Origin of the sequence: Streptomyces olivochromogenes, assembly GCF_001514115.1 — a bacterium.
In the GTDB taxonomy this organism is placed as follows: Bacteria; Actinomycetota; Actinomycetes; order Streptomycetales; family Streptomycetaceae; genus Streptomyces; species Streptomyces olivochromogenes.
In genome coordinates this window covers 259,723-270,587 of sequence record NZ_KQ948467.1, presented here as the reverse complement: position 1 = coordinate 270,587, position 10,865 = coordinate 259,723, and the positions used below count along the sequence as shown (strand labels likewise).

The following is a 10,865-nucleotide window of genomic DNA, read 5'->3' as shown; positions in this document are numbered from 1 at the left end:
GCGAGGTAGAGAAGATAGGCCGCACCGATCCAGCGCAGGACGTGGTAGAGCGTCGGCAGTGACGTGAAGAGCGCCGAGAGGCCCAGCGCGGCGGCAACAGCATGCGCCAGGGCACCGAATGCCACCCCCAGAGCCGCCATCATGCCTGTAGTCGGCCCTCCGCGTCCGCCCATGGCAACAACAAACATCATGTCGGGTCCTGGAGTGAGGCACAGGGCGAATGCGGCGACCAAGAAGGCCGCGTACAGGGAAGTGTCCACCATGGCCGCCATGCTGATCACTGCACGGTCACACGTCGACCCAATTCCACGGACCGAGACACCGGTTGCTGACTGCCACCTCTTACACACAACGAGAAGCAGCAGGCAGGGGCCAACGTTGCTTGATGCGGCACTAGCTAGGCGTCGAGGTAGTGGTAATCCCCATCCGGGCGGCCGATCACCAGGCCGCCGCTGTGGACCCTCCACTCGCTCATGCCGTCGACGTCGTGGCTGACCAGAAACAGCCCCCGGGGCCTCTCGTCGTACTCGTCGTCCTGGTAGGAGGCCGGGATCTGGGCGATCTGACGCAACCTCTCCTCGAACCAGTCGAGGGACACCGCGCGGATGTTGCCCCCGTAGAAGGCCCACGTGCCGCTGTTGTACTGCCGAGCGGGGAAGGCCCAGCCCCCGCTGTAGGTGCGCTCCGGATCGTCTGCTTCCACGATCTCCTTGATCTGGGCCAGCTGTCTGTCGTCACACTCCAGCCAACCCCTGATCGAGACCATGATTCCCACGGCGGTTGCTCCTCATTCGTGTGGCGTGCTGATCTGGCGCACGGTTCCTATGCGCTTGCACGCTAGGGGTGACCTGCTCGGTCGCGCAACGGGATTGACAGTGGATCAGCCGCCTCGGGCGAGAGCGCGCCATCCCCATCCGGTCGGCCCTCGCGATTTTGCGCTGGGCCCAGGTGAGTATGAGAACGGCCAACGCGTGATCATCAGGGGTTGTGGGGACTTCTGAAGATCGTTCATCCTCGGACTGCTGTCCGGCGTCGATCGCAAGAACTGCTGGCAGCTGGCCGAAGAGGCTGGTCATGCCCGCCCCGGTGCGATGCAGAGGCTGCTGCGAAGCGCACGCTGGGACGCCGACGAAGTGCGCGACGAGGTCCGCTTACGTGCTGGACCACCTCGGCGGGGACGGCGTGTTGATCGTGGACGAGACAGGGTTCCTGAACAAGGGCCTGCGTTCGGCTGGCGTGCAACGGCAGTACACCCCCGCCGCCGGTCGGATCGATAATGCCCAGGTCGGGGTGTTCCTCGCCTACGCGTCCTCGCGAGGCCAGGCCCTGATTGACCGTCGGCTCTACCTCCCCGAACGCACCTGGTGCCAGGATTCCGGTCGCCGCTCGGGCTCTGGGATTCCCGAGAAGGTCGAGTTCGCCACCAAGCCCCCCTGGCCTGGCCAGGCCTGGTAGATGATCGAAGCGGCCCTGGACGCCGGGTGCTCCTCCAACTGGGTGACCGGCGACGAGGTCTACGGCCAGGACCCACAGCTTCGGTCCGCCCTTGAGGCACGCGGAGTCGGCTACGTCCTGGCAGTCGCCCGCACCACCAAGGTGCGGATCAACGAGAACCGCACGGTGGTCCAGGCCGCCACCGTGGCCGCCTCACTGCCCCGGGACACCTGGCACCGGCAGAGCGCCGACGCCGGAACGAAGGGCCCGCGCTCCTACGACTGGACATGGGTGCAGACCGGAGCCGACAAGAACCGGCTACTGCTGATCCGCCGCAACCCCGCAACCGGCGAACTTGCCTTTTACCGGTGCTGGTCACCAGGCCAAGTGGCCCTGGTCGCGCCGATTCGCGTCGCCGGGACCAGGTGGTGCATCGAGGAGTGCTTCCACGCCGCACAAGGCCAGGTCGGCCTGGACCACTACCAGGTCCGCCACTGGACCTCCTGGCACCGCCACGTCACCCTTGCCATGCTCGCGCTGGCCTCCCTCACCGCCGTTGCCGCCGGCGCGAAGCCAGACCGGAGCGCCGACCCGGACCGCCCAGTCCACAGCTGCGACCCGTTCGACCTGACCATCCCGGAGATCCGCCACCTCATCGGCACGCTCTTCAAACCACCGGCCGCACCGCCGCACCACCTTCTGGCCTGGTCAATCTGGCGCAGGCTCCTCCAGGCACAGGCAGACGCGCCCACTACCGACGACGGCTCACCAGCCGCTTGGACACCTAGATCGCGAAGTCACACTGGAGGACTAGTGACTGAAGCGCTTCTTCGGTCGCAGAGAGGACTGATCATGACCACGAACCGGCTCGAAGGAGTCACCGAGAAGCTGATCCCCACCGCACTGGGTCTGATCAACGTGCGCGTCGGCGGCCGTCCCGACGGTCCCGCCATGATGTGCTGGCCAAGCCTGATGACGGCACCATGTGGCAGCACGAGTACGAGCACTTCACCCCGACCCACCGCGTAGCGCTCATCGACAGTCCCGGACACGGCAAGTCCGAGGCCATGGTGGGCAACAGTTGGGGCGGCATGCTCGCCGGGGTCTTCCCGGCCTACTACCCCCAGCGGACCACGGCGGCGATCGGCATCAACTGCACCGCCTCCCCGTACACGTGGTGCGGAAAATGGGCGACGCCATCGAGGGAAGCACCTTCCGTGTGCTCCAGCACACCGCCCACCTCGCCGCCCTGGCCGCCCTGGCCGCCCTGGCCGCCGCAGCCTGATCAGGAGACCACCGCCATGACAGACAACGCACAAGCGACGGCCGTGCCCGGCTGGGTCCTGAAGTTCATGGACGCCATCGACACCCTGGAGTTCAGTGAGGGCTTCGCGCCACTGACCGAAGACACCGACATGTTCTTCGGCACCGCACACATCCATGGCGTCGAGGCCATCAAGGAGTTCTTCATCAAGATCGACGCGCCGCTGAACATCACCCACGAGGTCCTGGAGTTCTGGACCGCGGGCGACGGCGTCCGCCTGCTGCGCGGCGAGGCGACCATGGCCAGGAAGAGCGAACCGGACCAGGTGGTACGAGCCCCGTTCATGCACATCTTCTACCTCGACCAGGAAGAGCCGATTCGCATCCGGGCACTCCGCATCACCGCGGGCCCGCTTCAGACCGACGCCGTGATGTGACCTCGTTCCGGGGCAAGTTGTGAGTGTCCTGGGCCCCGGAACTGAGGACGGACAGGCCGAGCACCCTCCGGTTTCGCTGTACCGCCGGGGGATCAACCAACGATCCCCTGCGGGAATCACGACGCGAGACACGCCCGCCAGGGACCGCCCGGTCGAGGTCTGCCTCGGCATGGCCGCCCCGTCGGCACCTCTTGTGCGGACCTGCCGTCCATGACCTGGAGCAGCTCGGTGTGATGACCGGGACCGTGTCGTCGCTCCGGTCAGTTTGACGATGTTGGAGAGCGGGTTCGCGTCGAAGCGCAGTTCAGGGGCGTTCAACGACCTTGCGGACCGGCGTGGCTCGCGTGCTGCAGCTGGGCCGGCGACGGCATTCGCGGGACCGGGTTGCCCGTCGACGTTGCCGGTGACGATCCAGATCTCCCCGTGCGGGTTGACGTCCTCGAGCAGTTGCAGGAACTGCTGGGACTTGTCGGGGATCTTGGGGAACTGGGATTTCCCTGGTCGTGGACGAGCACGGTTGCTTGAACGGTTGTCATTGATCATTGTCGGCCACCGCCGAGCGGCCTCGGACGGCGCAGGGACGGCCCGGACACGGCCCATAGGCCCATAAGCCCATCCGGCGACCTACGAGCCGACGGGCATCCCGCGCTCACTGACGTGCTTGGGCCCCCAATTCCTTCAGCCGGCTGTGGAACGCGTTGTGGCGGTTCTGGTGAGGTTCGAGCAGGTGGCTGGCGCTGGGCCCACTGCACAAGCACAGGACCGGAGGCGGTTCCTGAGCGCCCAGGAGGACGCGGCGCTCCCGGGCCATGCGGGCTCACGCGTCGGAATCATCGAACTGGTCGAGAAGAAAATCGACCAGTGTCTGGCTCGGGGCGGCGGATGTGCCGTCGTGGAGAATCTGTTCCGTCCAGATGACCTTGCCCCGAGTCGTGTACCGGGTTCCCCATCGCTGGGCGAACTGCGCCACCAGAAACAGCCCCCGTCCGCCTTCGTCCATGGTCGCCGCCCGCCGTAGGCGCGGCGAGGTGCCGCTGCCGTCCGACACCTCGCAGATCAGACAACGTCCGTGCAGCAGCCGCACACGGACCGGTGGCAAGCCGTACCGGATCGCGTTCGTGATCAGCTCGCTGAGGATCAGTTCCGTGGCGAATCCGGCCTCCTCCAGTCCCCACTCCCGCAACGTCTCCCTGCACCGCGCCCGCACCGAGGGAACCGCCGCCGGGTCCGACGGCACGTCCCACTCGGCCACGCGCGAGGGCGGGAATATCCGCGTACGCGCCGCCAGCAGCGCGATGTCGTCGGACGAGTGCGACGGCTTCAGCGCGTCGATCACCGCCTGACACGTCTCCTCCGGAGTGCGGCGCTCGGAACCGTCCAATGCCCGGCGCAGCCTCTCCATCCCGACGTCGATGTCGTGGGTGCGGTCCTCCACCAGGCCGTCGGTGTACAGCACCAGTTGTGAACCCTCCGACAAGGAGAACTCGGCGGTCTCGAAGGGGTAGCCACCCACGCCGAGCGGCGTCGAAGCCGGGACGCCAGGACAGGTGACCGTCCCATCCGGACACACCAACACCGGTTCCGGGTGTCCCGCACGGGCCATCGTGCAGGCCCCCGCCACCGGGTCGTAGACCGCGTAGAGACAGGTCGCTCCGGTCACCCCCTCCCCCTCGTGGCCCTCCGCGGCGTCGCCCGCGTTCTCCTCGTTGTCCATGCGGACGACGAGGTCATCCAGGTTCCCGAGCACCTCGTCAACGGGGAGGTCCAGGGTGGAGAAGTTGTGCACCGCGGTGCGCAGCCGACCCATCGTCGCCGCCGCGTGCAGCCCGTGTCCGACGACGTCGCCCATGACCAGGGCCACCCGAGCGCCCGAGAGCGGGATGACGTCGAACCAGTCCCCGCCCACCCCCGCCTCCGCGGGCAGATACCGCCAGGCCACCTCCAGTGCGTCCTGATCCGGCTGTGCCCGCGGCAACAGACTGCGCTGCAGCGTCACCGCCATCGCGTGCTCCCGGGTGAACCTCCGGGCATTGTCGATGGCCAGGGCCGCCCGCGCGGCCAGTTCCTCCGCGAAGGAGAGATCCTCCGGCTGGAACGCCGGGGAATCCACTGTCCGGTAGAAGTTCACCACACCCAGCGGCACGTTCCGCGCCTGCAGCGGTACGGTCACCAGCGAACGCAACCCGCACTCCAGGGCCTTCCGGGCGCGCTCCGGATCCTGCTCCCGCCAGCCGTGTGCCCGCCGCAGGTCCGCCTCCAACAAGACCCGTCGCTCCTGCAGCGTCCGCATTTGCGGCGTTCGGCGCGAGAACGTGATCACTTCGCCCAGCGGATACACCGGGATCATCCGCTGCTCACCGCCGATCGCCGCCCGACGCAGGTGCCGCCACCCCTCCGCCGTCGGCTCCCACCCCCGCAGTACCGCGTCGAGCAGGTCCACCGTCACCAGGTCGGCGAACTGCGGCGCCGCAACGTCGGCCAGCTCCTGCGCCGTACGCCCCACGTCCAGCGTCGTCCCAATCCCCACCCCGGCCTCGTACAGCAGCTTCAGTCGCTCCCGCGCGACCTCGGCCCGCCCCGAGACCACCGCCAGCTCCGTGGTGTCGCGCAGGGTCACCACACTGCCTCCCTGGTCGGCCTGCGGGTACGTTGGCCGCTTGTTCACGGCCAGCAATCGGTCCCCTGCGAGATGCACCTCATCGGTGACCGGCTCCGGCGACGACAGCAGACGCGTGATCGGCTCCGGCAGTCCCAGCTCCCGCACCGGGCGCCCCTGCGCGTCCGCCGGCAGGTCGAGCAGACGCCTCGTCTCGTCGTTGGCCAACAGCAGTCGTCCGTCGCTGCCGATGATCAGCACTCCTTCCCGCACCGCGTGCAGGACCGCGTCGTGGTGCTCGTACAGCTGCGCCAGCTCTGCCGGGGCCAGGCCGTGTGTCTGCCGACGCAGCCGCCGGGCCACCAGCGTCGTTCCCGTCATGGACACCGCCAGCGCGGCCGCGCCACTGCCCAGGATGATCGGCAGCTGGGGCAGCCACAGTGCCGTCACGTTCTTGACCGTGATTCCGGCGGAGACCAGGCCGACCACCTTGCCCCGCGAGTCGGTCACCGGGACCACCGCCTGCACGGCCGTCCCTTTGCCCGCGGGCAGAGGCGGGCCGCCGGCCTGCTCGACGACGGTACGGCCCTGAAGCGCCGGTGCGATGTTGCCGACGAACTTCTTCCCGATCTCCCGCGGATAGGGATACGTGTAACGAATCCCCTGCGTGTTCATGGCGACGACGAAGTCCACGCCCGTGCGTTTCCGCACCTCCTCGGCCCGCGGCTGGAGCACCGCCGTCGGATCAGGGCTCCGCAGCGCCTCGGCCGTGCCAGGGGCACTCGCGAACGACTGGGCCGCGACGACCGACTCACGACGTCCCCGTTGCAGCGCGTCACGCGACGTCTGGAGCACCATGGCCGCCACCGCGGCCACGACCAGCAGGACCACGATGACGACCTGGAGAAGGAATACCTGACCGGCCGTACTGCGCAGGTCCAACCGGGAAGCCCGGTGTTGCCGGGAGCGTCCGATGAGCGGATGACGTTCCGGGCTCCGAGGGCGCCCAGAAAATACCTCCATACACCCTTGATAACACCGCTGCGGGCAAGCCGACGCTGATCACGTCCGTCGCGCCGCCGCATTACTGAGTTCGGCACTTCGGGGCGACAGTGGTGGGCCAAGGGAGATGCCCCTGGCGCGGCGTTCAGTCCGCCTCGGCCTGGCCGGGGTGCGCCTTGCGATGGGTAGGGCGATGTATGGCCGGGCGTCCTTCGAACTCCTCCGCACCCGCATCCGCACCCAGCCATGAGACGTCAGGCCGAGAGTCTCTGCGGCCCTCTGGCAGGGCCCAGGAACTGCTCGACAGCTCGGCCCCGTCTCAGGCCGGCAAGTCGTCCGCAAACACCTCGCCGCCCTGCGGGCGGGCGCCGCCGAAGCGGTGCGGGCCGACATCCCCAGCCCTCGCAAGATCACCTCATGGATCATGCGGCCCCGAGAAACGCATCCAGCACACAGGCACTCGGCTCGGTATCCCGGCCTTCGGCCTCGCGCACCAGTCGACGCGGCAGGCCGTTGAGGCGGTCGAAAATGCCTTCCTTCTGCCAGGCGGCGAAGTATCCGTACACCGTCTTCCAAGGAGTTATGTGGAATCGTCTCCGCCAAGCCAATCTGACCTTTTCGTCTTGGCCAGCGCTCGCACTAGAAGGATTTCGGTCGCCTGAGGGCTCCGGTCCACGACTTCGGTAGCAAAGAGGCATTCGAACGACGCTTGCGATGACCCTAAGTGCAGCTTCAGGCCTTCGGGTTCCGTGACCAGTCTTGCCCCAGCCCAGCTGCCGTAGCCGAAGCTGCCTGCGATGATCAGCACACTAGTTTGCGGGTTGAAGGGGTTCTCAGCTTTGATCACGACGCCGAAGTCAGTGCCACTGCCTCGACGAAGTGATCTTGGGGAGTAGATTCGCCCCGTCTGGCTGTCACGGATTGCGACATCGTGAGTGGCGCCTCCCCCGACGCGGAGTGAGCACGGCAGCCGCTGTATCACTTCGTTCGTGATCTTGTTGCTGTCCGGTCCGCCAATCAAAATGAGGGGGTTACGCCTGGATGTGCTGTCCATCCGGTCGCTATAGGCGATCACGGGAGATGGCACACCGATGTGGACAAAGTACTGTTGCAGCTCGCTCAGGGCAAAGGCGTCGCCAACTCCGATGAGGCCAGACGGCTCCCAACCGCTGAGTTGATGCAGGCCGACCACCACGGTGAGATCACGCTTGGCGAACTGGCGCCAGAAATCACGAGCTTGGCGGTTTCTCATTTGGTTCGTGGTGGCGCCATTCCTCGCCCGCCGGTCGGCGGCAAGCAGCCGGGCCCGTGCTTCAAGCCAAGGCTCTGGCTTCTGTCCGCACGCCTCGGTGAACGCTTTCAAGGTCCCCGATCGCGGCAGGTCGGTAGTGCCGTTGATCACGCCGTGGACCGTTGCCCGACCGAGACCGGACTCGGCGGCCAGACGCTGAATGCTCCATCCGCCGTTATGGAACAGCTCCGCCAGTTGCCTGGTCAGGTCGTCTCGGGTGTGGATCCGCCTCGGGTCGGGCATGCGATCCTCCGGATCAGGCTATTCGCTTTCGTTCGGAACTCTAGCCGCACCACCTCAGTGACCTGGGGAAATGAACGATTTCGCACAATACTGGCCGTCCATGTCGCTTCCGATCAGGCTGGAAGCGGAACCTGTGCTCACCAGTCAACATCGCTTGAGGAGGAGCCCAGGTGACCAGGAAGAAGATCCGCGCAGCACACGCGACGACGACGCCGCCGACAGGCACTGTCACGCAAGTCAGCCACATCCTCGAGAAGGCCATGGCCAGCTGGGCCGCCGCTCTGCGTCTCTCCGTGGCATGCGTCGCCCTGTGCCTGCCCGTCGCGGCCGGCGTCGTGGTCTATTTCTTCGTTCAGTGAATTCGTCGAGTGTTCTCCGAGGGTGGGGGAACGTGTCGGACGTCGATGATGGGCAGCAGCGTCGCGGTGGCGGGAACGCCGATCTGACGAGGTGTCGCCCCGGCGGGGTCGGGACGTCGGTGAGCGTTCCAGCCGGTGGTCGAGGGCGGCATGGCCGTCGTCGACCGCGGCGCGTGCGGCCCGAAGGCCAGCGAACGCGGCACTCACCGAGGAAGGGCAAGAGCCGGATGAGGGACGGCGGCAACTCCCGGAACGGGAAACGGTCCAAGACCGTGCTGACCGACATGGATTCGGTGACAGCCCGGGTCACGGTCCACCGCCACTAGCCGCAGCAGCATCTTCTTCCCGACCACACTCTGGCCGGCTCCGACGGCAGCGGGCCGGGCATCGACACATTCGCCGTGGCGAAGCCCTGGACCGTCTTCCCGCTCTAGAGATTCGTGCCGGTGTCGCCCTCGTCATTCGACGAGTCCCGCCGCTTCCTCTCGCCCGGAGCAGAGAGGTCCTCTTGCTTGTCCAGCAACTCCAGGAGTGCGGCGTCTGCCTTCTGCCTGTCCGCTTTTGTCAGTTCGAGAGGTGCGTTGCTGTAGACGGTGTACCGGTCGGGATCAATAATGTTGGCGGCCCTCAAGGTGAACGTCAGGAGGGAGCGCCACCCTTTGCGGTGGCCGACCCGCACCTGAAGCTGGACCTTGTAATCACGGGGCTCCGCAACGAATCCGGAAAACGGTGCCTCGAACTCGATGAGGAGCTGCTTCGCTTCTCTGCCGGCCACGGCGAATCCAGCTGGCAACTTCGGCTCGTCCCCTGGCCCGGGTTGGAGACGGGACGGTGAAGACATCCACAGGAGTGGCAGATGGGAGGCAGGCTCATCGGGGAAGGTCAACCTGAGATCCTGCACGACTATCGGCTTGGCACCGGTGTTGTGAAGGACGAGCGGAAGCCGCAGGCGAGCCATGGAGCAGTGGACAATCGCGGCAAAGGAGTGAGGCTCCCAGGACTTCAGGTGCCCTTGCCTGGCGTTGATCCACCAGAAGGACGCGACGGTAAAGATCAACGCGCAAACCGACACAACGCCGGCACCAGGAATCGATGGAAACGCATCCTGAACTGCAGCGGCCATCAACGGAAGCACGAATTCAGTGTGCCAGCCCCAGGGTGCGCGCGCGAACAGAGCTCGATGGACCGGGACCCTTGAGCGGCCCAGCCTCTCGGTGCGGAACATTCCCCGCGTCGAGGCTATGTCCCCCTCACCGGCGGGGCCCTCCAGCCCATCGGCCAGAAGATCTCGTCCAATGACCCATTCCACCGTATCGTCGCTGCCGACAACGGTGAATGCGCGGTGACACACCGAGGTTCCATACACCGTACGGAACTCTTTTGCAGTAATACGTCACTCGTGATGGCGGCGACGCGGCGCCGGAACCCGACCAAGGCGACACTCCGGCTGGCGAACTGGACCGAATCCTTCACAGCCACCTCGGCAAAAGGTGGGCGCCGGTACTCGGAAGAGCACCGGCGCCCACGGTATGACGCCTCTCACCTACCAAACGGCGGCAATGCCCTCAGGCATAGGCGACGGCGTCCTCGACGGGCACACGGGGCAGCCGCGGGAACCACGGGTCGGCACCGGGGTGACCGATGTTGACCACCAGTTGCGAGCGCCAGCTGGTGCCGGCGAAGAACTCCCCGTCCACACCCGCCTTGTCGAAGCCCGCCATGGGACCGGCCGCGAACCCCGCCGCGCGGACCGCGAGCAGGAAGACCCCGGTCTGCAGTGCCGAGTTGTAGGCCGCGATGCTCTCGCGCGCGTCGATCTGGTCGGCGAACGCCGCTCGCAGCAAGTCCCCGCGGGCCGGGAAGACGGTCGGCATCTGCTCGTGGAAGTCGAGGTCGTACGCCAGGACCGCCACGGCCGGGGCACGGAGTGTCTTGGCCCTGTTGCCCTCGTCGAGATGCCGGACCAGTCGCTCCTTGCCCTCGCGGGTGCGCACGAAGAGCGCGCGCAGAGGCTGGCCGTTGGCGGCGCTCGGCGACCAGCGGGCGAGTTCCCAGATCATGGCGAGTTCGTCGTCGGCAACGGCCACCTCGGCGAAGGTGTTCGCGGTGCGGGCCTCGGTGAACAGCACCTTTCGTCCGGCGTCGTCGAGGACATCGAGGGCCTGCGGTTCGCGGTCGGTCATGCTCATCATTTCTCTCTTACGTCGGTTATGTGTGGTGCCGGGGCGGGTCGACCGCCC

The 10,865-nt window shown here is 66.8% G+C and carries 9 protein-coding genes and 3 pseudogenes; 4 read left to right on the top strand and 8 right to left on the bottom strand.

What is annotated here, in order from left to right; all coding sequences use genetic code 11:
• Together AQJ27_RS36780 and AQJ27_RS36775 are read right to left on the bottom strand one after the other, a co-directional pair.
• A partial coding sequence (locus tag AQJ27_RS36780) for a LysE family translocator (RefSeq protein ID WP_159064473.1) occupies nt 1-263 on the bottom strand: 263 nt, incomplete at its 3' end.
• A gap of 134 nt (nt 264-397) precedes the next feature.
• Nucleotides 398-766: a hypothetical protein gene (locus AQJ27_RS36775; RefSeq protein ID WP_235613978.1), complete on the bottom strand. Its 369-nt coding sequence runs from the start codon at nt 764-766 to the stop codon at nt 398-400.
• A gap of 244 nt (nt 767-1,010) precedes the next feature.
• On the opposite strand from AQJ27_RS36775, the pseudogene AQJ27_RS36765 reads away from it, so the two are divergent.
• The 3 genes and pseudogenes from AQJ27_RS36765 (at nt 1,011) to AQJ27_RS59125 (ending at nt 3,134) form a co-directional block, all read left to right on the top strand.
• Nucleotides 1,011-2,222: pseudogene (locus AQJ27_RS36765) on the top strand (IS701 family transposase).
• 64 nt (nt 2,223-2,286) lie between these two features.
• Entirely contained in the window at nt 2,287-2,463 is a 177-nt protein-coding gene (locus AQJ27_RS59130) for a hypothetical protein (RefSeq protein WP_235613975.1), read from the top strand.
• On the top strand, nt 2,418-3,134 hold the full coding sequence (locus AQJ27_RS59125; protein ID WP_244313880.1) for an alpha/beta fold hydrolase: 717 nt from the start codon (nt 2,418-2,420) through the stop codon (nt 3,132-3,134). The genes AQJ27_RS59130 and AQJ27_RS59125 overlap by 46 nt, the downstream gene beginning before the upstream one ends.
• 817 nt (nt 3,135-3,951) lie before the next feature.
• On the opposite strand, the gene AQJ27_RS36755 is transcribed toward AQJ27_RS59125, so the two are convergent.
• The 3 genes and pseudogenes from AQJ27_RS36755 to AQJ27_RS55815 form a co-directional block, all read right to left on the bottom strand.
• Nucleotides 3,952-6,753: a SpoIIE family protein phosphatase gene (locus AQJ27_RS36755; protein ID WP_167552137.1), complete on the bottom strand. Its 2,802-nt coding sequence runs from the start codon at nt 6,751-6,753 to the stop codon at nt 3,952-3,954.
• 419 nt (nt 6,754-7,172) lie between these two features.
• Nucleotides 7,173-7,316, bottom strand: a pseudogene (locus AQJ27_RS55010) (IS5 family transposase); the annotation flags it as partial.
• A complete protein-coding gene (locus AQJ27_RS55815) occupies nt 7,313-8,266 on the bottom strand; it encodes a helix-turn-helix domain-containing protein (protein WP_107120705.1) in 954 nt (317 codons plus the stop codon). The pseudogene AQJ27_RS55010 and the gene AQJ27_RS55815, both read right to left, overlap by 4 nt.
• A 170-nt stretch (nt 8,267-8,436) precedes the next feature.
• Between AQJ27_RS55815 and AQJ27_RS36750 the strand changes: the two genes are divergently transcribed.
• On the top strand, nt 8,437-8,625 hold the full coding sequence (locus AQJ27_RS36750) for a hypothetical protein (RefSeq protein ID WP_067378455.1): 189 nt from the start codon (nt 8,437-8,439) through the stop codon (nt 8,623-8,625).
• Nucleotides 8,626-9,055: 430 nt separating this feature from the next.
• Here AQJ27_RS36750 and AQJ27_RS55810 read toward each other — a convergent pair whose 3' ends face one another.
• The 3 genes and pseudogenes from AQJ27_RS55810 to AQJ27_RS36740 form a co-directional block, all read right to left on the bottom strand.
• Complete coding sequence (locus AQJ27_RS55810; RefSeq protein WP_235613980.1) at nt 9,056-9,760, bottom strand: hypothetical protein; 705 nt, start codon at nt 9,758-9,760, stop codon at nt 9,056-9,058.
• 114 nt (nt 9,761-9,874) lie between these two features.
• Nucleotides 9,875-9,976, bottom strand: a pseudogene (locus tag AQJ27_RS60260) (SsgA family sporulation/cell division regulator); the annotation flags it as partial.
• 214 nt (nt 9,977-10,190) lie between these two features.
• Entirely contained in the window at nt 10,191-10,808 is a 618-nt protein-coding gene (locus tag AQJ27_RS36740; protein WP_067378452.1) for a malonic semialdehyde reductase, read from the bottom strand.
• Nucleotides 10,809-10,865 lie beyond the last annotated feature (57 nt).